At 70.9% G+C, this 26,232-nt stretch carries 13 protein-coding genes; 9 read left to right on the top strand and 4 right to left on the bottom strand.

Annotation, left to right across the window (positions count from 1 at the left end; genetic code table 11):
• The first annotated feature begins 88 nt into the window (after positions 1–88).
• Both VV867_RS13755 and ycaC read left to right on the top strand, forming a co-directional pair.
• Positions 89–775 (top strand): hydrolase, encoded by a 687-nt coding sequence (locus VV867_RS13755; RefSeq protein WP_328566681.1) that lies wholly within the window; start codon positions 89–91, stop codon positions 773–775.
• 54 nt (positions 776–829) lie between these two features.
• A complete protein-coding gene (ycaC, locus tag VV867_RS13750) occupies positions 830–1,456 on the top strand; it encodes an isochorismate family cysteine hydrolase YcaC (protein ID WP_328566680.1) in 627 nt (208 codons plus the stop codon).
• A gap of 300 nt (positions 1,457–1,756) precedes the next feature.
• Here ycaC and VV867_RS13745 read toward each other — a convergent pair whose 3' ends face one another.
• Entirely contained in the window at positions 1,757–2,683 is a 927-nt protein-coding gene (locus VV867_RS13745; protein ID WP_328566679.1) for a LysR substrate-binding domain-containing protein, read from the bottom strand.
• A gap of 118 nt (positions 2,684–2,801) precedes the next feature.
• Here VV867_RS13745 and VV867_RS13740 point away from each other — a divergent pair, with 118 nt between their 5' ends.
• From VV867_RS13740 to VV867_RS13720, 5 genes are all read left to right on the top strand, one after another.
• Entirely contained in the window at positions 2,802–3,629 is an 828-nt protein-coding gene (locus VV867_RS13740) for an FAS1-like dehydratase domain-containing protein (RefSeq protein WP_328566678.1), read from the top strand.
• Between the two features lie 20 nt (positions 3,630–3,649).
• Positions 3,650–4,810 carry an acyl-CoA dehydrogenase family protein gene (locus VV867_RS13735; RefSeq protein ID WP_328566677.1) on the top strand — a complete coding sequence of 387 codons (1,161 nt, stop codon included), beginning with the start codon at positions 3,650–3,652 and terminating at the stop codon, positions 4,808–4,810.
• A gap of 23 nt (positions 4,811–4,833) precedes the next feature.
• Positions 4,834–6,183, top strand: coding sequence for an MmgE/PrpD family protein (locus VV867_RS13730; protein ID WP_328566676.1), 1,350 nt, complete (start codon positions 4,834–4,836; stop codon positions 6,181–6,183).
• A 138-nt stretch (positions 6,184–6,321) separates the two neighbouring features.
• Positions 6,322–7,512 carry a CaiB/BaiF CoA transferase family protein gene (locus VV867_RS13725; RefSeq protein WP_328566675.1) on the top strand — a complete coding sequence of 397 codons (1,191 nt, stop codon included), beginning with the start codon at positions 6,322–6,324 and terminating at the stop codon, positions 7,510–7,512.
• Positions 7,513–7,535: 23 nt separating this feature from the next.
• Positions 7,536–8,354, top strand: a complete 819-nt coding sequence (locus tag VV867_RS13720) for an HpcH/HpaI aldolase/citrate lyase family protein (RefSeq protein ID WP_328566674.1) — start codon at positions 7,536–7,538, stop codon at positions 8,352–8,354.
• A 216-nt stretch (positions 8,355–8,570) separates the two neighbouring features.
• Here VV867_RS13720 and VV867_RS13715 read toward each other — a convergent pair whose 3' ends face one another.
• A complete protein-coding gene (locus VV867_RS13715) occupies positions 8,571–8,915 on the bottom strand; it encodes a cupin domain-containing protein (RefSeq protein WP_328566673.1) in 345 nt (114 codons plus the stop codon).
• Between the two features lie 293 nt (positions 8,916–9,208).
• Between VV867_RS13715 and VV867_RS13710 the strand changes: the two genes are divergently transcribed.
• On the top strand, positions 9,209–9,715 hold the full coding sequence (locus tag VV867_RS13710; RefSeq protein ID WP_109933566.1) for a DUF3015 domain-containing protein: 507 nt from the start codon (positions 9,209–9,211) through the stop codon (positions 9,713–9,715).
• A gap of 620 nt (positions 9,716–10,335) precedes the next feature.
• On the opposite strand, the gene VV867_RS13705 is transcribed toward VV867_RS13710, so the two are convergent.
• Together VV867_RS13705 and VV867_RS13700 are read right to left on the bottom strand one after the other, a co-directional pair.
• Positions 10,336–11,919, bottom strand: a complete 1,584-nt coding sequence (locus VV867_RS13705; protein ID WP_328566672.1) for a GGDEF domain-containing protein — start codon at positions 11,917–11,919, stop codon at positions 10,336–10,338.
• Positions 11,920–12,215: 296 nt separating this feature from the next.
• Positions 12,216–12,767: an RNA polymerase factor sigma-70 gene (locus VV867_RS13700; RefSeq protein WP_109933914.1), complete on the bottom strand. Its 552-nt coding sequence runs from the start codon at positions 12,765–12,767 to the stop codon at positions 12,216–12,218.
• Between the two features lie 302 nt (positions 12,768–13,069).
• Between VV867_RS13700 and VV867_RS13695 the strand changes: the two genes are divergently transcribed.
• Positions 13,070–26,056 (top strand): non-ribosomal peptide synthase/polyketide synthase, encoded by a 12,987-nt coding sequence (locus VV867_RS13695; protein ID WP_328566671.1) that lies wholly within the window; start codon positions 13,070–13,072, stop codon positions 26,054–26,056.
• Positions 26,057–26,232 lie beyond the last annotated feature (176 nt).

Here is a 26,232-nt window from a genome sequence, read left to right as displayed (position 1 = left end):
GGACTCGGCCAGCGCCTAGTCTGGTTGAACGCCCGCGCAGGGACGTGCGGGCCATCCGGGCGGGAGGCCCACTTGCGAGGAAACGAAGATGAGCAACTTCGGCAACATCGCCAACTTCAACGGCCAGCGCCCGGTGATCGATCCCGACGACACCGCCATGCTGCTGATCGACCACCAGAGCGGGCTGTTCCAGACGGTCAAGGACATGCCCATGACCGAACTGCGCGCCAACGCCATCACCCTGGCCAAGATCGCCAGCCTGGCGAAGATCCCGGTGATCACCACCGCTTCGGTGCCCCAGGGCCCCAACGGCCCGCTGATCCCCGAGATCCACGAAGCCGCGCCCCATGCCCAGTACGTGGCGCGCAAGGGCGAGATCAACGCCTGGGACAACCCCGAGTTCGTCGCCGCGGTGGAGAAGACCGGCAAGAAGACCCTGGTCATCGCCGGCACCATCACCAGCGTGTGCATGGCCTTCCCGGCGATCGCCGCGGTCAACGCCGGCTACCGGGTATTCGCGGTGATCGACGCTTCCGGCACCTATTCCAAGGCCGCCCAGGAAATCACCCTGGCCCGCGTGGTACAGGCCGGCGTGGTGCCCATGGACACCGCCGCGGTGTGCTCGGAAATCCAGCGCACCTGGAACCGCCCCGACGCCGCCGAGTGGGCCGAGGCCTACAGCCACATCTTCCCGCACTACCGCCTGCTGATCGAAAGCTACACCAAGGCCCAGGAAGTGCTGAACAACCACGAAGTACTGGATTCGCAACGCTGAATCCCGACCGCGCCCGGTACGAGCCGGGCCTTCCCACCGCAAGAGGAAAGCGCAATGAGCAAGCCCTACGTCCGTCTCGACAAGTCCCAGGCCGCCGTGTTGCTGGTCGACCACCAGGCCGGGTTGCTGTCCCTGGTGCGCGACATCGAACCGGACAAGTTCAAGAACAACGTGCTGGCCCTGGCCGACCTGGCCAAGTACTTCAAGCTGCCGACCATCCTCACCACCAGCTTCGAGAGCGGCCCCAACGGCCCGCTGGTGCCGGAGCTGAAGGAACTCTTCCCGGACGCCCCGTACATCGCCCGCCCGGGCAACATCAACGCCTGGGACAACGAGGACTTCGTCAAGGCGGTCAAGGCCACCGGCAAGAAGCAATTGATCATCGCCGGCGTGGTCACCGAGGTGTGCGTGGCCTTCCCGGCGCTGTCGGCCCTGGAGGAAGGCTTCGACGTCTTCGTGGTCGCCGACGCCTCCGGCACCTTCAACGAAGTCACCCGCGACGCCGCCTGGCGCCGCATGGAAGCCGCCGGGGCGCAACTGATGACCTGGTTCGGCGTGGCCTGCGAACTGCACCGCGACTGGCGCAACGACATCGAGGGCCTGGCCGCGCTGTTCTCCGCGCACATCCCGGACTACCGCAACCTGATCACCAGCTACAGCACGCTGACCGCCGCCAAGTGAGCCCGGCGCGCACCGGTGCAGCGGTGCGCACGGCCCAACGGACCGCCAACCGGGGACGCCCGGTTGGCGGTTTTTTTGGCTGAGCTTCGAGGGCAAAGTCCGTAGCCCGCTTCCTGAGAGGCCGTTCGTGCCACCGGGACGTCCGGCGTGGCCGGTGAGTCCAATCGCGGACAAAGTCCGCTCCTACGCCCGTGCTTCCCTGTAACCGTAGGAGCGGACTCTGTCCGCGATTCGGCGGATAACGCCGTAGGCGTTATGCGCCCTACGAACGCGCAGCCGAGGGCTGGGGAGAGGGCGCTCTTAAACCCCATCCGCAACCGCCCCCACGCTACCCCCATCTCCCACCTGGCGCAGCAGTTCCACCAGCGTCCGCGCGCAGCCCGGCAGCGCTTCGCGCTCGCGCACCAGCACGCTGCGTTCGCGCACCACCCAGGGCTCGTCCAGCTGCAGGATGCTCAGCCCCATGCTGCGCTGGTGGCGGCGCGCGGCGGTTTCCGGGAGCACGCCGATGCCCACCCCGGCCTCGATCATCCGGCAGGCCGCCTCGAAGCTGGCCACCTGGATGCGCAGGTTGAGGGTGCCGCCCAGGCGTTCCACCTGCTCGCGCAGGAAGCTCTGCAGGGTGCTGCCCTCGTGCAGGCCGACGTGGAAATAGCCGAGGGTGTCGGCCAGGGTGGGCGGGCGGCCCAGGCGTTCCAGGGCATGGCCGGGCGGCACCGCCAGCACCAGGTGGTCGGTGCTGAAGTGGAGGATCTCCAGGCCCTCGGCGCGCACCGGGCCGGCGACTATGCCCAGGTCCGCCGAGCCGTCGAGGATGGCCCGGACGATGTCGCGGTTCAGGCGTTCCTGCAGGTCCACGGTGACCGCGGGGCGCGCGGCGAGGAAGCCGGCCAGCACCTCCGGGAGGAACTCGGTGACCGCCGTGGTGTTGGCGAAGATGCGGATGTGCCCGGCCTGGTCGCCGCCCTGTTCGCCGAAGTCGTCCTTGAGCCGCTCCACCTGGCGCAGGATCAGCCGCGCGTGCTGCAGCAGGCGCTGGCCGCTGGGGGTCAGCTCGACGCCGCGGTTGTCGCGGTACAGCAGGCGGCTGTCGAGCTGGCTTTCCAGGGCCTTGATGCGGGCGCTGGCGGCGGCCGCCGAGAGGTGCGCGCGGCGGGCGCCCTGGGTCAGGCTGGGGGATTCGGCGATGTGCACGAAGAGGCGCAGGTCGGCCAGGTCGAAATGCATGGCGGGGCGTCCGGGTGGCGTTCGGTTTCGGTTAACGCCGGATTATGGAAATGCGGATTCACGGAACGCAAGCCAACTTGCATGCTGTTCGGAAATTTCCCGGTCAGAGACACTGAGCATGAGCGAATCTTCCTACAAGGCCTGGATAGGCCGCAGCCAGGAAAGCCGCGAGGAGCTGAGCACGCTGCTGGTCAGCCGCCTGGCCGCGACCCTCGGCGAGCAGGCCCCGGGCGCCGGCGAGGCGCTGCCGCCGCTGTGGCACTGGGCATTCTTCCAGGACGCCGTGGCCGAGGCCGGCCTGGGCGCCGACGGCCACCCGGCGCGCGGCGGCTTCCTGCCGCCGGCGGACGGGCGCAACCGCATGTGGGCCGGCGGCCGCCTGGAGTTCCACGCGCCGCTGCGCGTCGGCCGCGAGGCCAGCCGGGTGACCCGCATCCTGAACGTCGAGGAAAAGCACGGCCGCACCGGCGCGCTGCTGTTCGTCACCCTGCGCCACGACTACCTGCAGGACGGCCACCTGGCCCTGCGCGAGGAGCAGGACATCGTCTACCGCGAACCCAGCCCGCCCAGGCTCGGCGGCACCGAGGCGCTGCCCGAAGGCGCCTGGCGCGAGGCGGTGGAACCCAGCCCGGTGCTGCTGTTCCGCTATTCCGCGGTGACCTTCAACGGACACCGCATCCACTACGACTGGCCCTACGTCACCGAGGCCGAGGGCTACCCGGGCCTGGTGGTGCACGGCCCGCTGATCGCCACCCTGAGCCTGCGCGCCTTCTGCCGCGCCAACCCGCAGGCGCGCCTACGCCGCTTCGCCTACCGCGGCCTGCGTCCGCTGATCTGCCCCGAACCCTTCGAGCTCGGCGGCCGCCCCAGCGGCCCCGGCAAGGCCGAGGTCTGGGCTGGCAACGGCGCCGGCATCGCCCAGCGCGGCGAAGTGGAATTCGACTGAACCCCCATCGAGGAACCCCCATGAGCAGCACCCCGGAAGAACTGCAGGCCATCCGTGAAGGCGTGCGCGCCCTGTGCGCGGAATACGGCAGCGCCTACTGGCGCGAGATCGACGAGCGCAAGGGCTTCCCCGAAGCCTTCGTCAAGGCCATGACCGAGGCCGGCTGGCTGTCGGCGATGATCCCCGAGGAGTACGGCGGCTCCGGCCTGGGCCTGGCCGAGGCCTCGGTGATCCTCGAGGAGGTCAACCGCTGCGGCGGCAACTCCGGGACCATCCACGGGCAGATGTACAACATGTTCACCCTGCTGCGTAACGGCAGCGAGGAGCAGAAGCGCTACTACCTGCCCAAACTCGCCAGCGGCGAACTGCGCCTGCAGTCCATGGGCGTCACCGAGCCGACCACCGGCACCGACACCACCAAGATCAAGACCACCGCCGTGCGCAAGGGCGACAAATACGTCATCAACGGCCAGAAGGTGTGGATCTCGCGGGTGCAGCACTCCGACCTGATGATCCTGCTGGCCCGCACCACGCCGCTGGCCGAGGTGAAGAAAAAGGCCGAGGGCATGTCGATCTTCCTGGTCGACCTGCGCGAGGCCATCGGCAACGGCCTGACCGTGCAGCCCATCGCCAACATGGTCAACCACGAGACCAACGAGCTGTTCTTCGACAACCTGGAGATTCCCGCCAGCAGCCTGATCGGCGAGGAGGGCAAGGGCTTCCGCTACATCCTCGACGGCCTCAACGCCGAGCGCACGCTGATCGCCGCCGAATGCATCGGCGACGGCCGCTGGTTCATCGACAAGGCCAGCCAGTACGCCCGCGACCGCGTGGTGTTCGGCCGCCCCATCGGGCAGAACCAGGGCGTGCAGTTCCCCATCGCCGAGGCCCACATCGAGGTGGAAGCGGCCGACCTGATGCGCTGGAAGGCCTGCGCGGAATACGACGCCGGGCGCAACGCCGGCGCGGCGGCGAACATGGCCAAGTACCTGGCGGCCAAGGCCAGCTGGGAGGCGGCCAACGCCTGCCTGCAGACCCACGGCGGCTTCGGCTTCGCCTGCGAATACGACGTGGAGCGCAAGTTCCGCGAGACGCGGCTGTACCAGGTGGCGCCGATCTCCACCAACCTGATCCTCTCCTACGTGGCCGAGCACCTGCTCGAACTGCCGCGTTCCTTCTGAGCCGCGCCCAAGGACGACAAGCGATGAACAATACCCACGCCCTGGCCGAATTCCTCGCCGGCCTGCGCTACGAAGACCTGCCCGAAGCGGTGGTCGCGCGCACCGAAGACCTGTTCTTCGACTGGCTGGGCTCGGCCCTGGCCAGCCAGGGCCGCCACCCCATCCCGCTGTTCCAGCGCTACGCCCGCAGAATGGGCCCGGCCGACGGCCGCAGCCGCGTGCTGGTGGACGGCAGCGCCACCTCGGCGTACTTCGCCGCCCTGGTCAACGGCGCCAGCTCGCACCTGGTGGAGCAGGACGACCTGCACAACAGCTCGGTGCTGCACCCGGCCACGGTGGTGTTCCCGGCGGCCCTGGCCGCCGCCCAGGACCTGGGCAGGTCCGGCCGCGACCTGATCCTCGCGGCGGTCGCCGGCTACGAGGCGGGCATCCGCATCGGCGAGTTCCTCGGCCGCTCGCACTACCGCATCTTCCACACCACCGCCACCGTCGGCACCCTGGCCGCGGCCGTGGCGGTGGGCAAGCTGCTGGGCCTGGACGCCCGCCAGTTCGTGCACTGCCTGGGCAGCGCCGGGACCCAGGCCGCCGGGCTCTGGGAGTTCCTCCGCGACGCCGCCGACTCCAAACAGCTGCACACCGCCAAGGCCGCCGCCGACGGCCTGCTGGCCGCCTACCTGACCGCGGACGGCCTGACCGGCGCGCAGAACATCCTCGAGGGCGAGCAGGGCATGGCCGCCGGCATGTCCAGCGACGCCGAGCCGCGCTGGCTGGTGGACGGCCTGGGCAGCCGCTGGGCGCTGGTGGAGACCTCGTTCAAGTTCCACGCCTCCTGCCGCCACACCCACCCGGCGGCGGACGCCCTGCTGGCGCTGATGCAGCGCGAGGGCCTGCAGGCCGAGGACATCGCCCGCGTCACCACCCGCGTGCACCAGGGCGCCATCGACGTGCTCGGCCGCGTGGTCGTGCCGCAGACGGTGCACCAGGCGAAGTTCTCCATGGGCACGGTGCTGGGCCTGATCGCCGTGCATGGCAAGGCCGGACTGGTGGAGTTCGAGCAGTTCGCCCTGCAGGACCCGCGGGTGGCCGCCTTCCGCGACAAAGTGGGCATGCAGCTGGATGCCGAGGTGGACGGCGCCTACCCGCAGCGCTGGCTGGGCCGCGTAGAGGTGCTCACCATCGACGGTCGCCAGCTGCACGGCGCCATCGACGAGCCCAAGGGCGACCCGGGCAACAGCCTCAGCCGCGCCGAACTGGAAGACAAGTTCCGCCGCCTGCTGGCCTTCGCCGGCGAGCGTGGCGAGGCCGAAGCCGCGCGGCTGATCGACGCCAGCTGGCGCCTGCATGCCCTGCAAAGCCTGGAAGCCTTCGCCTGAGTAGCCCGCGGCCCGGGCGGGCGGCCTCCGGAACCCGGGGGTTCACAGAGCGCGGGGCGCCGCCCGCCCGGACCGTGGATACACACCGACAGCGCCGCGCCGTCCATGGCGGCGGCGCACGAGACACCTGGAGCACCCATGAACCCGCGTCCCCTCGACGGCATCACCGTCATCAGCCTGGAACACGCCATCGCCGCGCCGTTCTGCACCCGCCAGCTGGCCGACCTCGGCGCCCGCGTCATCAAGGTCGAGCGCCCCGGCGTCGGCGACTTCGCCCGCGGCTACGACGAGCGCGTGCGCGGCATGGCCTCGCACTTCGTCTGGACCAACCGCTCCAAGCAAAGCCTGGCCCTGGACCTCAAGCAGGCCGAGGCCCACGCCGTGCTGGAACAACTGCTGGGCCAGGCCGACGTGCTGGTGCAGAACCTCGCGCCCGGCGCCGCCGCGCGCCTGGGGCTGTCGTTCGAGGCGCTGCACGAACGCTTCCCGCGGCTGATCGTCTGCGACATCTCCGGCTATGGCGAAGGCGGCCCCTACGAGCAGAAGAAGGCCTACGACCTGCTGATCCAGAGCGAGAGCGGCTTCCTCTCGGTGACCGGCGGCCCCGGCCCGGACGAAATGGCCAAGGCCGGCTGCTCCATCGCCGACATCTCCGCCGGCATGTACGCCTACAGCGGCATCCTCTCGGCGCTGCTGCTGCGCGGGCGCACGGGGGAGGGCAGCCGGGTGGAGGTCTCCATGCTCGAGGGCATGGCCGAGTGGATGGGCTTCCCCATGTACTACGCCTTCGAAGGCCAGGCGCAACCGCCGCGCGCCGGCGCCGCCCACGCCACCATCTACCCCTACGGGCCTTTCCCCGCCGGCGACGGCAGGAACGTGATGCTCGGCGTGCAGAACGAGCGCGAGTGGAAGGTCTTCTGCGAGGTGGTATTGCGGCGCCCGGAACTGGCGACCGACCCGCGCTTCACCGCCACCAGCCTGCGGGTGGCCAACCGCGAGGCCCTGCGCGCGCTGATCGTCGAAGCCTTCGCCGACCTGAGCGCGGCGGAGGTGGTGGCGCGCCTGGAGCAGGCGCAGATCGCCAACGCCCACGTCAACGACATGCAGGGCCTGTGGCAGCATCCGCAACTGCAGGCCCGCGACGCCTGGCGCGAGATCGACAGCCCGGTGGGCCGCCTGCCGGCGCTGCTGCCGCCGGCCCGCAGCAACGCCTATGCGCCGCGCATGGACGCCGTGCCGGGCCTGGGCGAGCATACCGACGGCCTGCTCGCCGAGCTGGGCTATACCGCCGCCGACATCCAGCGCCTGCACGAGCAGGGCGCGGTGTGAGCCGAACCCGACCAAGGACCGCCATGACTGCCATCGTCCGTTCCGCCCTGTTCGTCCCCGGCAGCCGCCCGGAGCGCTTCGCCAAGGCCCTGGCCGCCGGCGCCGACGCCGTGATCGTCGACCTGGAGGATGCCGTCGAGGCATCGCTCAAGGCCCGCGCCCGCGACGACCTGGCGGCCTTCCTCGCAGCCAGCCCGCAAGCCCGTGTGCGGGTGCGGGTGAACGCCGCCGGGCACCCCGAGCACGCCGCGGACCTGGAACTGTGCCGGCGCCTGCCGGGCATCGCCGGCATCCTCCTGCCCAAGGCCGAGTGCGCCGACCAGGTGCGCGCCGCGGCAGCCTGCGGCAAGCCGGTGTGGCCCCTGATCGAAAGCGCCCGCGGGCTGCTGGCGGTGGGGGAGATCGCCGCCTGCGCGGGCGTCGAGCGCCTGACCTTCGGCGGCCTCGACCTGGCCCTGGACATCGGCATGAGCAGCGGCACCGCGGCGGCGGAAACCGTCTACGACCAGGTGCGCCTGAGCCTGCTGCTGCACTCGCGGGTCAACGGCCTGCAACCGCCGCTGGACACCGTCTACCCGGCCTTCGACGACGCCGAAGGCTTCGCCGCGACCCTCCGCCATGGCCGCGACCTGGGCCTGGTGGGCGCCCTGTGCATCCACCCGAAACAGGTCGCCGTGCTCCACGCGGCCCTGGCCCCCGGCGCCGAGGAACTGGCCTGGGCACGCCGGGTGGTGGAGGCGGCCGAAAGCGGCGCGGCGGCCTTCCAGGTGGACGGCCAGATGGTCGACGCCCCGGTCCTGGCGCGCGCCCGCCGGCTGCTGGCCAATGCGGGCGAGCCGTAGGGTGGAGCACTGGCGTTGCCGAGGGCAATCGCGGACGGAGTCCGCTCCTACGCAGCCCGAGTCGTGCCATTCCCCTGTAGGAGCGCGCCCTGCGCGCGAAATCGCGGGCAGGGCCCGCTCCTACAAAGAGCACCCCGGCGCGGACTCCTACGTCCGTGCTTCCCTGGAACCGTAGGAGCGGACTCCGTCCGCGATTGGCGGATAACGCCATAGGCGTTAGGCGAACGCGAAGTACTTGCGCACTGTCTCCACCACTTCCCAGGTGCCTTTCAGCCCCGGTTCGATGACGAACACGTCGCCGGCCTTCAGGTGCACCGGCTGCTCGCCCTCGGGGGTGATGATGCAGTAGCCGTCGAGGAAGTGGCAGTACTCCCACTTCTCGTAGTTCACCTCGAACTTGCCGGGGGTGCAGATCCAGGTGCCCATGATCTTGCTGCCGTCCGCCGAGGTGTAGGCGTTGAGGTTGACGGTGTGCGGGTCGCCGCCGATGCGCTTCCACTTGGTGGCATCCAGTACGGGAGTGGGGCAGGTTTCGCGCAGCACGGTGATGAAGTCGGACATGTCAGCTCCAGGTCGGTGGGGTATGGCCCGTCACCATAGGGGCATTGCCCGAAGAGGAATTGCCTGGATTCGACGCCGATGTGCCTGGAAGCGCTGCCACGGGCCTCGCCGCTCGACAATTCCGTGCCATACGCCTGCCCTTTTGTATTCATTCTGCGAATCCTGGCGCCGCCGGGTTTGAAACCTGGCCATTCCTTGCCTAAACCTAAAGTCGAGCCAGGCTGTTCCAGCCGTGCTGGGCAGCGAAGGGGTAGGGCACGCCAACCACGTCAAACGACCAAGGAACGACATCCATGACAAGCAAACTGCTCAGCAAGAGTGCGATCTTCGCGGTTCTCAGCGCCGCCAGCCTGTTGGCCCAGGCGGACCAGGCCGGCGGCAACGGCTGCGGCTGGGGCAACATGGTGTTCGAAGGGCAGCGCGGGCTGTTCCCGCACCTGTTGGCGACCACCACCAACGGCACCTCGGGCAACGCCACCTTCGGCCTGACCTCCGGCACCAACGGCTGCAACTCCGATGCGCGCCTGGGCTATGGCGGCCGCTCGATCTTCGCCATGAACGGCATGCTCGACAACATCGCCGAGGACATGGCCAAGGGGCATGGGGATGCGTTGGATGCCTATGCCACCCTGCTGGGGGTGCAGGCTCAGGATCGTGCGCATTTCGCGCAGGTTACTCAGCGGCATTTTGGTGAGATTTTTGCCAGTAAGGATGCGACTGGGGAGCAGGTCTATGCCAACACCCTGGCGGTGATGCAGCGTGATCCGACGCTGGCGCGCTATGCCAAGCAGCCTGCCTGAGGTTCGCGTAACGAGAATGTCCTTGCTGTTCACTTAAGGAAGAATGCCGTTTCTCTTCATGGGAGAAACGGCATTTTTCATATGGGGTGGGGTTATGGTTCCGTTTGCGAGCCCTTGCACTCAATCCCGCGAACGCGGGAACCTCCTGAGCGCCGGTTTCGCTCGGCCTTCTGAAGGGGCGTTCTGGTGCGCGCGGATATTCCTCTGGAAACCCGTAGGGCGCATAACGCCTACGGCGTTATCCGCCGTTTGCGTCGTGTATCGGCGCATCGGCCAACGGCGGATAACCACGAACGGTTATTCGCCCTACGAGTTTGCCGGCTGACGCTGTGTTATCCGTGCACGCCGAACGGCTCCCTCTCCCTTCAGGGCGGGCCGCGTAGGCGAGGGCTGGGGAGAGGGTTACGGACTCCACTCACACACCTCTGCCAACCCTGACTCCGTTCCCCCTCCCTAACCCTCCCCCGCAAGCGGGAGAGGGGACCGTTCGGCGCGAAGCGCAATCGCGAAGCTCCCTGGCAACATGCCGGGTTTTCAGCGACGGAAAATCGCGGACGGAGTCCGCTCCTACGGTTCCAGGGAAGCGCGCGGGCTCCGTCCGCGATTGGACTCACCGCCCCTCAGGAAGGATGAGGCTGTGCCACGCCGGACGGGCGTTCGTCCGCCACCACGACGCGGTTGCGGCCGGCCTGCTTGGCCTGGTAGAGCAGGGTATCCGCCGCCGCCAGCACCGCGTCGGCATCCGTCCGCCCCTCGCTGCTGAAGGCCACGCCCAGCGACAGGGTCACCCGGCCCACCCGGGGGAACGCCGTCTGCTCCGTCGACAGGCGGATGCGCTCGGCGACTTCCGCCGCCACGCCGAGCGAGGTGCCCGGCAGCAGCAGGATGAATTCCTCGCCGCCGGCGCGGCACGGCAGGTCGCCGCTGCGCGAGTTGCACCGCAGCACCTCGGCGAAGGCCTGCAGCACCTGGTCGCCGGCGGCGTGGCCGAAGCTGTCGTTGACCTGCTTGAAGTGGTCGATGTCCATGCTGATGACGGCGAAGGGCTCGCCGCGCGCCACCCAGCTCGCCAGGGTGGCCTCCAGCGCCCGGCGGTTCGCCAGGCCGGTCAGCGGGTCGCTCTGGGCCTGGCGGTTGAGCTGGCCGATGCGCTCCTGGGTCATCCGCCCGCCGATGATCAGCGCCCGGCGGATGCGCCAGGCCTCGAAGTACCAGGCACGCACTTCCTCGATACGCTCGGTGTTGTCCAGTTGCGCCGCGTAGTCGGCCAGCCGGCGCAGGGGGTGGCTGATCCGCGCGGCTATCCACCACAGCAGCGGGAAGCCGAGCAGGATCATCGGCACGATTCCCGCCAGCACCTGCAGCATCAGCGTGCGCACGGCGCCGAGGGTGACGCTCAGCGGCTGCTGCGAGACCACGCCCCAGCCGCTGTCCGGCACCGCCGCGTAGCCGGCGAGCACCTCCAGGCCAAGGGTGTTGACGATCTGCAGGGCGCCGCTTTCGCCGCGCAGCGCGGCGTCCACCGCGGTGTTGGGGCCGACCGTCTGGCCGATGCGTTCGCGCTGGGGGTGGTAGAGCAACTGGCGCTGTTCGTCCACCAGGTAGACGAAGGAGGTGTCCTCCTGGAAGTGCCGGCTGACGATGTGGTTCAGCGAGTTGGTACGGTTCAGGTAGATGGTGCCACCGACCAGGCCCAGGTAGTCGCCGCGGGCGTTCCACACCGGCTGGGAGACGAACACCACCCGTTCGCCGGACTGCGAGTGGAAGGCCGGGCTGATCATCGCCTGGCGCTCTTCCAGGGGGCGCCGGGACAGTATCTTGCGGCCGTTGGCGCCGAGCCAGCGGGGAACGGCGGTGAGGATCCGCCCCGAGGCGTCGGCGATGACCACGGTGTTGAAGCTGCCGTCCTGGCGGGCCAGGCGTTCCACCTCGGCGTCGCGGACCGCCGCATCGGCGAAATCCTGCCCGAGCAGGGTCGCGCTGTAGGCCAGGCGGTCCAGGGACGAGGCCAGGCTCTGGCTGATGCTCAGCGCCACCTTGGCCGCATAGGCGCGGTTGTGCTCCAGCGCACTGAGGACCAGCGCCTCCCGCTGGATGCGGTAGGTGGTGAACAGGTCGTTGGCCAGGGTCGCGATGGCCGCCAGCGAGGCGAACAGGAGGATCAAGGTGCGCAGGTTGAGCCTGGGCATGGGCCCCAAGGACATGGCGAATTCCGTCGATGCTATGGATATCGCCTCGCCATCCACCCTGGCCGGACATGCCCGGCGCGAGCGGGCTTTCGAGGCACTCGACGCCGTGGCCGGACGAGGGGGATCGCGGACGCTAGGGCGCCATTATGGACAAGGCCGGGCGCCGCGCCGGGGGTATCGGCGGAGATTCAGAGGTGGGGCCTGGAAAGCGGGAATGTTCCGTCGGAGCTATAGGACGAGCGGGGGGGCGAGCAGGGGCGGCCGCCCCTTGCCCCGGCGTGCCTGGTTCCGGCAGCGGGGCGCAAGGGGCTTCAGGCGCGGCGGGCCGGCTGTTCGTCCTTGGCCACGCTGGCGCAGCAGTGCAGCAGGGCGTCGCGGATCATGAAGTTGACCAGGGTCGGGGAAACCCCCAGCTCGCGGGCGATCTCCTTCTGCTGCACACCGTGCAGGCGGTACATCTCGAAGGCGTAGCGGGTGCGCTCGGGCAGCTGGCTCAGGGCCTCGTCGATCTGCTCGAGGGTGTCGAAGTTGATGTGCAGGGTTTCCGGCGTGGCGCCGTAGGCCGCCTCGGCCTCCATCAGCTCCTGGGGCGCGCCGGTGTGGCGCTGCTCCAGCGCCTGCTTGCGGTAGTGGTCGATGGCCAGGTTGCGCACCACCTGGAACAGGTAGCTCATCTGCGCCTTCAGCGGAATGGAGGCGCCGGAGGCGTTCTGCAGGCGGAAGAAGGTGTCCTGCACCACGTCCTCGGCATGGGCGCGGCAACCGAGGAAGCGCGAGGCGAACTTGACCAGGATGGAGCGATTCTCGATGAAGGTCGCGACCAACGGCGAGGCATAACGGGAGGTGGGCAGTTCATCCAGCATGAGAATCACCTAGCGGCAGTGTGGGTGGGCAATTCGCTAGTGGGGGGTACGCATCCAGCGAGCCGAGCCGGAAAGTATTTGAAATGAGAATCATTGTCAACAATTGTAAATGAATGTTCTTCCAGGCCGGAAAGCCCCATGCAGACTGGCTTTGTGCCATCTCCGCCAGCGCCTTTGGCCAGTTGAGATTACTAATTATTTCGAATGACCGTCCGTACACCTCTGAGAGAACCGGCTGTAGGCCCGAGTAGGCCTTTGCCGGTCGATTGACCAGTCGCGGTGCACTCAGCAGGAAACACACAATGGACGCGTTCGAACATCCCCTCTCCATGGCCCAGGCCCTGCGCATGCGCGCCGGCGCCCAACCCGACCGGCTGGCCCTGCGCTTCCTGGCCGAGGACGGCGCGGGCGACGTGGTGCTCAGCTATGCCGAGCTGGACCGTCGCGCCCGCTGCATCGCCGCCGCGCTGCAGGCCCGTGCGGGGCAGGGCGAGCGCGCGGTGCTGCTGTTCCCCAGCGGCACGGACTACGTCGCCGCCTTCTTCGGCTGCCTGTACGCCGGCATGGTCGCGGTGCCCGCCTACCCGCCGGAATCGGCGCGCCGCCACCACCAGGAGCGCCTGCTGTCGATCATCGACGATTGCGCGCCGCGCCTGGTGCTGACCCAGGCCGAGCTGCGCGGGGCCCTGCTGGAAGGCTGCCCGGCGCTGTCCGGCGCCGCCGCGCCGCAGTTGCTGTGCGTGGACGAACTGGACCCGGCCGGCGCCAAGGCCTGGCGGGAAGTGGACATCCGCCCCGAGCACGTCGCCTTCCTGCAGTACACCTCCGGCTCCACCGCGCTGCCCAAGGGCGTGCAGGTCAGCCACGGCAACCTGGTGGCCAACGAACGGCTGATCCGCGGCGGCTTCGGCATCGGCGCCGACGACGTGATCGTCAGCTGGCTGCCGCTGTACCACGACATGGGCCTGATCGGCGGCCTGCTGCAGCCGGTCTACAGCGGCGTGCCCTGCGTGCTGATGTCGCCGCGCTACTTCCTCGAGCGCCCGCTGCGCTGGCTGGAAGCCATCAGCCAGCACGGCGGCACCGTCAGCGGCGGGCCGGACTTCGCCTACCGCCTGTGCACCGAGCGCGTCAGCGAGTCGGCCCTGGCCGGGCTGGACCTGAGCCGCTGGCGCGTGGCCTTCTCCGGCTCCGAACCGATCCGCCAGGACAGCCTGGACGGCTTCGCCGCCAGGTTCGCCGCCAGCCGCTTCGAGGCCTCCAGCTTCTTCGCCTGCTACGGCCTGGCCGAGGCCACCCTGTTCGTCACCGGCGGCCGGCGCGGCCAGGGCATCGCCGCCCTGGGCGTGGACGAGGCGGCCCTGGCGCAGAACCGCATCGAGGCGGGCAGCGGCAGCGTGCTCATGTGCTGCGGCCGCAGCCAGCCGGAGCACGCGGTGATGATCGTCGAGCCGCACAGCGGCGCCAGCCTGGGCGAGAACCGGGTGGGCGAGGTCTGGGCCGCCGGGCCGAGCATCGCCCACGGTTACTGGCGCAACCCCGAGGCCAGCGCCAGGGCCTTCGTCGAGCGCGACGGCCGCACCTGGCTGCGCACCGGCGACCTGGGCTGCCTGCGCGACGGCGAGCTGTACGTCACCGGGCGGCTGAAGGACATGCTCATCATCCGCGGCCACAACCTCTACCCGCAGGACATCGAGCGCGCCGTGGAAACCGAAGTGGACGCGGTGCGCAAGGGGCGGGTGGCGGCCTTCGCCGTGGAGGTCGACGGCGAGGAGGGCATCGGCATCGCCGCCGAGGTCGGCCGCGCCCTGCAGAAACGCATCCCGGCCGCCGAGCTGATCGACGCGATCCGCCAGGCGGTGGCCGAGGCCTGCCAGGAGGCGCCCAAGGTCGTGGCGCTGCTCAACCCCGGCGCGCTGCCGCGCACCTCCAGCGGCAAGCTGCAACGCTCGGCCTGCCGCACGCGCCTGGCCGACGGCAGCCTGGATGCCTACGCCGTCTACCCCGGCGTCCAGGCAGCCGCCGCTGTGCCCGCCGTCGAGGGCGATGACGCCCTGCAGGCGCGTATCGCCCAGGTCTGGTGCGAGCACCTGGGTGTCGAGCGCGTGGGCGCGGACGACAACTTCTTCCTGCTCGGCGGCAACTCCATCGCCGCCGCTCAAGCCATGGCCGCGCTGCGCGACGGCCTGGGCGCCGAGCTCAATCTGCGCCTGCTGTTCGAGGCGCCGCGCCTGGCCGATTTCAGCGCCGCCGTGGCTGCCCGCCTGGCCGCCGGCGCCACGCCCCAGGCGGCCATCGCCAGCCTGCCGCGCGGCGGCGACCTGCCGCAGTCCGCGGCCCAGCGCCGGCTGTGGCTGAACTGGCAGATCGAGCCCCGGGGCTGTGCCTACAACATCCCCGGCGGCTTGCAACTGCGCGGCGAACTGGACGAAGACGCGGTGTACGACGCCTTCGCCCGCCTGGTGCAGCGCCACGAAGCGCTGCGCACGCGCTTCCTCGAACGCGACGGCCAGGCCCAGCAGCGCATCGAGCCCAGGGGCGAGTTCCACTGGCAGGTGCTGGAACTGGACGCCGCCGAAGCCGCGCAACGCCGCGAAGCCGAGGCCCGCGAGCCGTTCGACCTGCAGCAGGGCCCTCTGCTGCGCGTGAGCCTGGTGCGCCTGGGCGACGACCTGCACCAGCTGTGGGTGACCCTGCACCACATCGTGGCCGATGGCTGGTCGCTGAACCTGCTGCTGGACGAGTTCGCCCGCCTGTACGCCGAGAGCCAGGGCGGCCAGAGCGCCGACCTGGCGCCGCTGCCCATCGGCTACGCCGAGTTCGCCAGTTGGCAGCAGCAGTGGCTGGAGGCGGGCGAGGGCGCCCGCCAGCTGGCCTACTGGCAGGCGCAACTGGGCGAGGAAGCGCCGCGCCTGGAACTGCCCACCGACCACCCGCGCGGCAACGCCGCTTCGCCGGCGGCGCGCCTGAGCCTGCGCCTGGACGACAAGCTCGGCCAGGCCCTGGGCGAGGCGGCCCGGGCCAACCAGGCCAGCGTGTTCATGTGGCTGCTGGCGGCCTTCCAGGCCCTGCTGCACCGCCACAGCGGGCAGGCCGACATCCGCGTCGGCGTGCCCAGCGCCAACCGCCAGCGCCTGGAAGTGCAGGGGCTGGTGGGTTTCTTCATCAACACCCTGGTGCTGCGCGCCACCCCCGGCCCGCGGCAGGCCTTCGGCCAGTTGCTGGCCCAGGTGCGCGAGGCCACCCTTGGCGCCCAGGAGCACCAGGACCTGCCCTTCGACCACCTGCTGGAAGCCCTGCCTGGCCACGGCGGCCAACCGTTCCAGGTGCTGTTCAACCACCAGCAGCACGACCTCTCGGCCCTGCGCCGGCTGCCCGGCCTGCTCGCCGAGGAACTGCCCTGGCACAGCCGCGAGGCCAAGTTCGACCTGCAACTGCAGACCGAGGAAGACGCTCGCGGCCGCCTGCGCCTGAACTTCGACTACGCCGCCGACCTGTTCGACGCGGCGAGCATCCAGCGCCTGGCCGACCAGTACGTGGCCCTGCTGCGCCAGGTGGTGGCGCAGCCGCAGCTGAGCCTGGGCGACATCGCCCTGGTCGGCGACGCCGAGCGGGCGCGCCTGGAACAGTGGGGCAGCGCGCCCTGCGAGCCGGCGCGAAGCTGGCTGCCGGAGCAGCTGGAACGCACGCAGGCGGAATACGCCGAACGCGTGGCGCTGCAATGGGATGGCGGCGAGCTGGGCCACGCCGAGCTGGGCCACGCCGAGCTGCACGCCCAGGCCAACCGCCTGGCCCACTACCTGCGCGACAAGGGCGTGGGCCCCGACGTGCCGGTGGCCATCTGCGCCGAACGCTCGCCGCAGCTGCTGGTGGGCCTGCTGGCCATCCTCAAGGCCGGCGGCGCCTACGTGCCGCTGGACCCGGACTACCCCGCCGAGCGCCTGGCCTACATGCTGGCCGACTGCGGCGCCACGCTGCTGCTGACCCAGGCCCACCTGCTGGACCGCCTGCCCAGCCAGGAAGGCGTGGCCACCCTGTGCTTCGACGGCCTCAAGCTGGACGGCTGGCCCGCCAGCGCGCCGGGCCTGCACCTGCACGGCGACAACCTGGCCTACGTCATCTACACCTCCGGCTCCACCGGCCAGCCCAAGGGCGTGGGCAACACCCACGCCGCCCTGGCCGAACGCCTGCAGTGGATGCAGGCCACCTACGCGCTGCAGGCCGACGACGTGCTGATGCAGAAGGCGCCGATGAGCTTCGACGTCTCGGTGTGGGAATGCTTCTGGCCGTTGCTGGCGGGCTGCCGCCTGGTGCTGGCCGGCCCCGGCGAGCACCGCGACCCGGCGCGCATCGCCCAGCTGGTGCGGCAGTTCGGCGTGACCACGCTGCACTTCGTGCCGCCGCTGCTGCAACTGTTCATCGACGAGCCCGGCGTGGACGCCTGCACCAGCCTGCGCCGCCTGTTCTCCGGCGGCGAGGCGCTGCCGGCGCAGCTGCGCGACCGCGTGCTGCAACGCCTGCCGGGCGTGGCCCTGCACAACCGCTACGGCCCCACGGAAACCGCGATCAACGTCACCCACTGGCAGTGCTCGGTGGAAGACGGCGCGCGCTCGCCCATCGGCCGGCCGCTGGGCAACGTCATCTGCCGCGTCCTCGACAGCGAGCTGAACCCGCTGCCGCCGGGCGCCGCCGGCGAGCTGTGCATCGGCGGCGCCGGCCTGGCCCGCGGCTACCTGGGCCGCCCGGGGCTGAGCGCCGAACGCTTCGTCGCCGACCCGCTGGGCGCGCCAGGCGCGCGGCTGTACCGTACCGGCGACCGTGCGCGCTGGAACGAGCGGGGCGTGCTGGAATACCTCGGCCGCCAGGACGGCCAGGTGAAGCTGCGCGGCTTCCGCATCGAGCTGGACGAAATCCGCGCGCGCCTGCTGGCCCGGCCCGGCGTGGCCCAGGCCGTGGTGGTGATCCGCCAGGCCGGCAACCTCGGCAGCCAACTGGTGGGCTACTACACCGCCAGCGCCGACGCCCCGGCCGAGGCCGAACACAACCAGGCCCTGCGCACTGCATTGCAGGCAGCGTTGCCGGAATACATGGTCCCGGCGCAGCTCATGCGCCTGGCCAATATGCCCCTGGGCCCCAGCGGCAAGCTGGACCTCAAGGCCCTGCCCGAACCGAGCGGGCAGCAGCGCGAGCACGTCGCCCCGCGCGACGAAGTGGAACAGCGCCTGGCCGCCATCTGGAGCGAAGTGCTGGGCCTGCCGCAGGTGGGCCTGGACGATGACTTCTTCGAGCTGGGCGGCCACTCGCTGCTGGCTACCCGCATCGTCTCCCGCGCCCGCCAGGCCTTCGCCATCGAGCTGCCGCTGCGCGAGCTGTTCGAGGCCAGCGCCCTGGGCGCCTTCGCCGAGCGGGTGCGCCAGCTGCGCGCCGCCGGCAGCGCCGACAGCCAGGGCGCCATCCACCCGGCGGACCGCAGCCGGCCGGTGCCGCTGTCCTACTCGCAGCAGCGCATGTGGTTCCTCTGGCAACTGGAGCCGGACAGCCCGGCCTACAACGTCGGCGGCATGGCGCGGCTGCGCGGCGCGCTGGACCTGGACTGCTTCGAACGCGCCCTGCAGGCCCTGGTGCGGCGCCACGAGACGCTGCGCACCTGCTTCCCCAGCGTGGACGGCGTGCCCCACCAGCAGGTGCAGGAGAACAGCGACCTGCGCATGCAGCGCCTGGACTTCTCCCACCTCGGCGCCGAGGGCCGCCAGCAGGCCCTGCAGCAACTGGCCGACGACGAGGCGCACAAGCCCTTCGACCTCGAGAAGGGCCCGCTGCTGCGGGTGTACATGGTCCGCTTCGCCGAGGCCGAGCACTACCTGGTGGTGACCCTGCACCACATCGTCACCGAAGGCTGGGCCATGGACATCTTCGCCCGCGAGCTGGGCGCGCTCTACGAGGCCTTCCTGGAAGGCCGCGAATCGCCCCTGGCGCCGTTGCCGGTGCAGTACCTGGACTACAGCGTCTGGCAGCGGCAGTGGCTGGAGGCCGGCGAACGCCAGCGCCAGTTGGACTACTGGCGCGCCCAGCTGGGCGACGAGCACCCGGTGCTGGAACTGCCCGGCGACCGCCCGCGGCCGCCGCTGCAGAGCCACCGCGGCGACCTCTACCGCTTCGACCTGGCGCCGCAACTGGCCGAGCGCGTGCGCCGCTTCAACGCCGGCAACGGCCTGACGCAGTTCATGACCATGACCGCCGCCCTGGCCGTGCTGCTGTACCGCTACAGCGGCCAGCAGGACCTGCGCATCGGCGCGCCGGTGGCCAACCGCATCCGCCCGGAGAGCGAGGGCCTGATCGGCGCCTTCCTCAACACCCAGGTGCTGCGCTGCCGCCTCGACGGGCAGATGAGCGTGGCCCAGCTGCTGGAACAGGTGCGGCAGACGGTGATCGACGGCCAGTCGCACCAGGACCTGCCCTTCGACCACCTGGTGGACGCCCTGCAGCCGCCGCGCAGCGCCGCCTACAACCCGCTGTTCCAGGTGATGTGCAACGTCCAGCGCTGGGAGTTCCAGCAGACCCGCGAACTGGCCGGGATGACCGTGGAATACCTGGTCAACGACGCCCGCGCCACCAAGTTCGACCTCAACCTGGAAGTCACCGACCTCGACCAGCGCCTGGGCTGCTGCCTGACCTACAGCCGCGACCTCTTCGACGAGCCGCGCATCGCCCGCATGGCGCGCCACTGGCAGAACCTGCTGGCGGCGATGATCGCCGACCCGCAGCGGCGCCTGGGCGAGCTGCCGATGCTCGAGGCCGGCGAGCGCGATGCGCTGCTGCATTGCAGCGGGCCGCAACTCAACGACACCCTGCACGGTCTGTTCGCCGCCCAGGCCGCGGCCACGCCACGGGCGCCGGCGCTGACCTTCGCCGGCCGGACGCTGAGCTACGCCGAGCTGGACGCGCGCGCCAACCGCCTGGCGCGCCTGCTGCGCGAACGCGGCGTGGGCGCCGAAGTGCGCGTCGGCCTGGCCCTGGAGCGCTCGCTGGAGATGGTCATCGGCCTGCTGGCCATCCTCAAGGCCGGCGGCGCCTATGTGCCGCTGGACCCGGAATACCCGCTGGAACGCCTGCGCTACATGATCGAGGACAGCGGCGTGCGCCTGCTGCTCGGCCAGCCGGCGCTGTTCGAGGCCCTGGGCGAGCTGCCCGCCGGCGTCGGCCGCTGCTGCCCGGCGGAGGAGGGCGCGGCCCTGGCGGCGCTGGACGACGGCCCGCTGCCGTCCTCCAGCCAGGCGCAGCACCAGGCCTACCTGATCTATACCTCCGGCTCCACCGGCAAGCCCAAGGGCGTGGTGGTGTCCCACGGCGAGATCGCCATGCACTGCCGGGCGGTGATCGAGCGCTTCGGCATGCGCGCCGACGATTGCGAGCTGCACTTCTATTCCATCAACTTCGACGCCGCCAGCGAGCGCCTGCTGACGCCGCTGCTGTGCGGCGCCCACGTGGTGCTGCGGGCCCAGGGCCAATGGGGCGCCGAGGACATCTGCCAGCTGATCGCCGAGCACCGCGTGAGCATCCTCGGCTTCACCCCCAGCTATGGCAGCCAGCTGGCCCAGTGGCTGCAGACGCAGAACCGCCAACTGCCGGTGCGCCTGTGCATCACCGGCGGCGAGGCGCTGACCGCCGAGCACCTGCAGCGCATCCGCCAGGCCTTCGCGCCGCGCTACTTCTTCAACGCCTACGGCCCGACCGAAACCGTGGTCATGCCCCTGGCGGCCCTGGCCCCGGAGCAGGTGGAAGCCGGCGCCGGGGTGCCCATCGGCAGCCTGGTGGGCGAACGCAACGCCTGCATCCTCGACGCCGACCTGGCCCTGGTGCCCCAGGGCGCCGGCGGCGAACTGTACGTCGGCGGCGCCGGCCTGGCCCGCGGCTACCACGAGCGCCCCGGCCTGACCGCCGAGCGCTTCGTGCCCGACCCCTTCGGCGCCCCCGGCGGCCGCCTGTACCGCACCGGCGACCGCGTGCGCCAGCGCACCGATGGCCAGGTGGAATACCTCGGGCGCATCGACCAGCAGGTGAAGATCCGCGGCTTCCGCATCGAACTGGGCGAGATCGAGGCGCGCCTGCAGGAACACCCGCAGGTTCGCGAAACCGCCGTGCTGGCGGTGGACGGGCCCAGCGGCAAGCAACTGGTGGGCTACGTCGGCACCGCCCTGGCAACCGCCGACGCGGCCGCCCAGGCCGAACTGCGCGAGGCGCTCAAGGCCCACCTCAAGCAGCAACTGCCGGACTACATGGTGCCGGCGCACCTGGTGCTGCTGGAGGGCCTGCCGCTGACCGCCAACGGCAAGCTTGACCGCCGCGCGCTGCCGGCGCCGGACGCCGGCCTCGGCGAGCGCGCCTACGAGGCCCCGCGCAGCGAGCTGGAACGCCAGCTGGCGGCGATCTGGGGCGAGGTGCTGAACGTCGCCCAGGTCGGCCTGGACGACAACTTCTTCGAGCTGGGCGGCGACTCCATCCTCTCCATCCAGGTGGTCAGCCGCGCCCGCCAGCAGGGCATCCAGTTCAGCCCGCGCGACCTGTTCCAGCACCAGAGCGTGCGCAGCCTGGCCGGCGTCGCCCGCAGCGTCGGCGCCAGCCTGGCGGAGCAGGGCGAAGTGCAGGGCGGTAGCGCGCTGACGCCGATCCAGCACTGGTTCTTCGAACTGCCCCTGGAAAACCGCGCGCACTGGAACCAGTCGCTGCTGCTGGAGCCGCGCCAGGCGCTGGACGCCGACCTGCTGCGCCAGGCCCTGCTGCAGCTGACCAGGCACCACGACGCGCTGCGCCTGGCGTTCCGCCAGGAAGACGGCCGCTGGCAGGCCGAGCACCGGGCGCCGGACGACGGCGCCTGGCTGGTGTGGCAGGCGCAGGTGGCGAGCTTCGCCGACTGCGCCGAAGTGTTCGAGCGCGCCCAGCGCAGCCTGGCCCTGGACGGCCCGCTGCTGCGCGCGGTGCTGGTGGACGGCCCCGGCGCCCAGCGCCTGCTGCTGGCCATCCACCACCTGGTGGTGGACGGCGTGTCCTGGCGCGTGCTGCTGGAAGACCTGCAGCAGGCCTACCGCCAGCTCGCCGCCGGCGAGGCCGTGCAACTGCCGGCCAAGACCAGCGCCTTCCGCGACTGGACCGCGCGCCTGCAGGCCTACGCCGGCAGCGAACCGCTGCGCGAGGAGCTGCACTGGTGGCACGGCCAGCTGGACGGCGCCCCCGGCACCGGGTTCTGCGACAACCCCCTGGGGCGCAACGACGAGGCCCTGGCCCGCAGCCTGAGCCTGCGCCTGGACCGCGAGCGCACCCGCCAGCTGCTGCAGCAGGCGCCGGCGGCCTACCGCACCCAGGTCAACGACCTGCTGCTGACCGCCCTGGCCCGCGTGCTCTGCCGGCGCACCGGCGAAGCTTCGGTGCTGGTGCAGCTGGAAGGCCACGGCCGCGAGGCGCTGTTCGACGACATCGACCTCAGCCGCACGGTGGGCTGGTTCACCAGCGCCTTCCCGCTGCGCCTGGCGCCCGCCCTGGAGGCTGGCGAGGCAGGGCTGGCGACCTCGATCAAGGCGATCAAGGAACAGCTGCGCGCCGTGCCGCACAAGGGCCTGGGCCATGGCGTGCTGCGCCACCTGGGCGACGAGGCGGGGCGCCGCGCCCTGGCCGCGCTGCCGCAGCCGCGCATCACCTTCAACTACCTGGGCCAGTTCGACCAGAGCTTCACCGAGGACGCCCTGTTCCACCCGCTGGACGAGCCCACCGGGGCCATCCACGATGCCGCCGCGCCGCTGCCCAACGAGCTGAGCGTGGACGGCCAGGTGTACGGCGGCGAGCTGGTGCTGCGCTGGACCTACAGCGCCGAGCGTTATGAAGAGCGGACCATCGCCGACCTGGCCAACGCCTACCTCGACGAGCTGCAGGCCCTGGTCGCCCACTGCCTGGACGACAAGGCCGGCGGCCTGACGCCCTCGGACTTCCCCCTGGCGCGCCTGAGCCAGGCGCAGCTGGACGCCCTGGCGGTGCCGGCGGCGCAGATCGACGACGTCTACCCGCTGACGCCGATGCAGGAGGGCCTGCTGCTGCACACCCTGCTGGAGCCGGGCACCGGCATCTACTACATGCAGGACCGCTACCGCATCGACAGCGAGCTGGACCGCGAGCGCTTCGCCGCCGCCTGGCAGGCCGTGGTGGCGCGCCACGAGGCGCTGCGCGCGTCCTTCTCGTGGAACGCCGGCGAGGCCATGCTGCAGGTGATCCACAAGCCCGGCCCGGTGGCGCTGGACTACCTCGACTGGAGCGAGCTGCCCGAGGAAGGCCACGAGGAACGCCTGCAGGCGCTGCACAAGCAGGAACGCGAGGCCGGCTTCGACCTGCTCAACGCGCCGCCCTTCCACCTGCGCCTGATCCGCCTGGGCGCGGCGCGCTACTGGTTCATGATGAGCAACCACCACATCCTCATCGACGCCTGGTGCCGCGGCCTGCTGATGAGCGACTTCTTCGAGATCTACAGCGCCCTGGGCGAGGGCCGCGCGGCCGAGCTGCCGACGCCGCCGCGCTACCGCGACTACATCGCCTGGCTGCAGCGCCAGGACCTGGACCACTCGCGCCGCTGGTGGCGCGACAACCTGCGCGGCTTCGAGCGCGCCACCTACGTCCCCAGCGACCGGCCGATCGTCCACGAGCGCGCCGGGGAAAGCGGCGGGATGATGGTGGGCGACCGCTACACCCGCCTGGACGCCGCCGACGGCGCGCGCCTGCGCGAACTGGCGCAGCGCTACCAGTTGACCGTCAACACCTTCGCCCAGGCGGCCTGGGCCCTGGTGCTGCGCCGCTTCAGTGGCGAGCGCGACCTGCTGTTCGGCGTCACCGTGGCCGGCCGCCCGGTGGGCATGCCGCAGATGCAGCGCACCGTGGGGCTGTTCATCAACAGCATCCCGCTGCGCGTGCAGCTGCCGGCGCCCGGCGAGCGGCAGACGGTGCGCGACTGGCTGACCGGGCTGTTCGAACGCAACCTGGAGCTGCGCGAGCACGAGCACCTGCCGCTGGTGGCCATCCAGGAAAGCAGCGAGCTGCCCAAGGGCCAGCCGCTGTTCGACAGCCTCTTCGTGTTCGAGAACGCCCCGGTGGAAGTCTCGGTGCTGGACCGCGCGCAGAGCCTGAAGGCCAGCTCCGACTCCGGGCGCACCCACACCAACTTCCCGCTCACCGTGGTCTGCTACCCCGGCGACGACCTGGGCCTGCACCTGTCCTACGACCAGCGCTACTTCGAGGCCGCGACCATCGAACGGCTGCTCGGCGAGTTCCAGCGCCTGCTGCTGGCCCTGGCCGACGGCTTCCATGGCGAGGTGGCCGAGTTGCCGCTGCTGGGCGCGCAGGAGCGGCGCTTCCTGCTGGAGGACTGCAACCGCAGCGAGCACGCCTACCCGCTGGAGCAGGGCTACGTGCGCCTGTTCGAGGCGCGGGTGGCGGCGCACCCGCAGCGCATCGCCGCCAGTTGCCTTGGCCAGCAGTGGAGCTACGCCGAGCTGAACCGCCGCGCCAACCGCCTGGGCCATGCGCTGCTGGCCGCCGGCGTGGGCTTCGACCAGCCGGTGGCGCTGCTGGGCGAACGCGGCCTGGACCTGCTGGGCATGATCGTCGGCAGCTTCAAGGCCGGCGCCGGCTACCTGCCGCTGGACCCGGCGCACCCGACGCAGCGCCTGACGCGCATCCTCGAGCTCAGCCGCACGCCGGTGCTGGTGTGCAGCGCCGCCTGCCACGAGCAGGCCCTGGCGCTGCTCGCCGAACTGGGCTGCGGCAGCCGCCCGCGCCTGCTGGTGTGGGACGAGGTGCAGCACGGCGCGGCCGCCGAGCACGACCCGCAGCGCTACAGCGGGCCGGGCAACCTGGCCTACGTGATCTACACCTCCGGCTCCACCGGGCTGCCCAAGGGCGTGATGGTGGAGCAGGCCGGCATGCTCAACAACCAGCTGAGCAAGGTGCCCTACCTGGCCCTCGGCGAGGGCGACGTGATCGCCCAGACCGCCTCGCAGAGCTTCGACATCTCGGTCTGGCAATTCCTCGCCGCGCCGCTGTTCGGCGGCCGCGTGGCCATAGTGCCGAACGCCATCGCCCAGGACCCGCAGGCGTTGCTGGAACATGTGGTGGAGCAGGGCGTGAGCGTGCTGGAAAGCGTGCCCTCGCTGATCCAGGGCATGCTCGCCGAGGAGCACGGGGCGCTGCCCGGCCTGCGCTGGATGCTGCCCACCGGCGAGGCCATGCCGCCGGAACTGGCGCGGCAGTGGCTGCAGCGCTACCCGCAGGTGGGCCTGGTGAACGCCTACGGCCCGGCGGAATGCTCGGACGACGTGGCCTTCTTCCGCGTCGACGCGGCCTCCACCGAAGCCACCTACCTGCCCATCGGCAGCCCCACCGACAACAACCAGCTGTACCTGCTGGACGCCGAGGGCGACTTCGACCTGGTACCCCTGGGCGCGGTCGGCGAGCTGTGCGTGGCCGGCACCGGCGTTGGCCGCGGCTACGTCGGCGACCCGCTGCGCACCGCCCAGGCCTTCGTGCCGCACCCGTTCGGGGCGCCGGGGGAACGCCTGTACCGTACCGGCGACCTGGCGCGGCGCCGCGCCGACGGCGTGCTGGAGTACGTCGGGCGCGTCGATCACCAGGTGAAGATCCGCGGCTTCCGCATCGAGCTGGGCGAGATCGAGGCGCGCCTGCACGAGCTGCCGGACGTGCGCGAGGCAGCCGTGGCGGTGCAGGAAAGCGCCACCGGCAAGTACCTGGTCGGCTACCTGGTGCCCGCCGCGACGCCAGCCGAGGAGGGCGCCTGGCTGGAACAGGTGCGCCAGCACCTGCGCGCCGACCTGCCGGACTACATGGTGCCGCTGCACTGGCAGGTGCTGGAGCGCATGCCGCTCAACGCCAACGGCAAGCTCGACCGCAAGGCCCTGCCGGCGCTGGACATCGGCCAGGCCCTGGCCCACGCCTACCAGGCGCCGCGTACGGAGCTGGAAGGCACCCTGGCGCAGATCTGGGCCGAGGTGCTCAAGGTCGAGCGCGTCGGGGTGCTGGACAACTTCTTCGAGCTGGGCGGGCATTCGCTGCTGGCCACGCAGATCGCCTCGCGGGTGCAGAAGGCCCTGCAACGCAACGTGCCGCTGCGGGCCATGTTCGAGTGCAGCACGGTGGAGGAGCTGGCCAGCTACATCGAGGCCCAGGCGGCCAGCGCCATCGACGAGCACAAGGCGGCGCGCCTGGACGACCTGATGTCGCAGCTGGAAATGCTCTAGAGCGGCGCTTCCCGCGGGGCCGCCGGGGCCCCGCGGGCCCATCGCCAAACACTTGCAACCCGTGCGCGGCCTGCCGCGCACGGGCCGCCCCGCGTCCGTGAAAAGGGCGCCGGGGCAGGGCGTGGCCGGCAGTAAATCCCGAGCGCCGCGCTGCGTTATTCACTACAGCCGCCCCG

Source organism: Pseudomonas sp. JH-2 (assembly GCF_036231725.1).
Taxonomy (GTDB): Bacteria; Pseudomonadota; Gammaproteobacteria; order Pseudomonadales; family Pseudomonadaceae; genus Pseudomonas; species Pseudomonas delhiensis.
This window is presented reverse-complemented; position numbering and strand designations above follow the sequence as displayed.

Coding starts and splice junctions, on each gene's coding strand:
- VV867_RS13700 (WP_109933914.1), bottom strand. CDS start 12,767: ATGCTGGATGAACTGCCCACCTCCCGTTATGCCTCGCCGTTGGTCGCG.
- ycaC (WP_328566680.1), top strand. CDS start 830: ATGAGCAAGCCCTACGTCCGTCTCGACAAGTCCCAGGCCGCCGTGTTG.
- VV867_RS13755 (WP_328566681.1), top strand. CDS start 89: ATGAGCAACTTCGGCAACATCGCCAACTTCAACGGCCAGCGCCCGGTG.
- VV867_RS13720 (WP_328566674.1), top strand. CDS start 7,536: ATGACTGCCATCGTCCGTTCCGCCCTGTTCGTCCCCGGCAGCCGCCCG.
- VV867_RS13715 (WP_328566673.1), bottom strand. CDS start 8,915: ATGTCCGACTTCATCACCGTGCTGCGCGAAACCTGCCCCACTCCCGTA.
- VV867_RS13735 (WP_328566677.1), top strand. CDS start 3,650: ATGAGCAGCACCCCGGAAGAACTGCAGGCCATCCGTGAAGGCGTGCGC.
- VV867_RS13745 (WP_328566679.1), bottom strand. CDS start 2,683: ATGCATTTCGACCTGGCCGACCTGCGCCTCTTCGTGCACATCGCCGAA.
- VV867_RS13725 (WP_328566675.1), top strand. CDS start 6,322: ATGAACCCGCGTCCCCTCGACGGCATCACCGTCATCAGCCTGGAACAC.
- VV867_RS13740 (WP_328566678.1), top strand. CDS start 2,802: ATGAGCGAATCTTCCTACAAGGCCTGGATAGGCCGCAGCCAGGAAAGC.
- VV867_RS13730 (WP_328566676.1), top strand. CDS start 4,834: ATGAACAATACCCACGCCCTGGCCGAATTCCTCGCCGGCCTGCGCTAC.
- VV867_RS13710 (WP_109933566.1), top strand. CDS start 9,209: ATGACAAGCAAACTGCTCAGCAAGAGTGCGATCTTCGCGGTTCTCAGC.
- VV867_RS13695 (WP_328566671.1), top strand. CDS start 13,070: ATGGACGCGTTCGAACATCCCCTCTCCATGGCCCAGGCCCTGCGCATG.
- VV867_RS13705 (WP_328566672.1), bottom strand. CDS start 11,919: ATGTCCTTGGGGCCCATGCCCAGGCTCAACCTGCGCACCTTGATCCTC.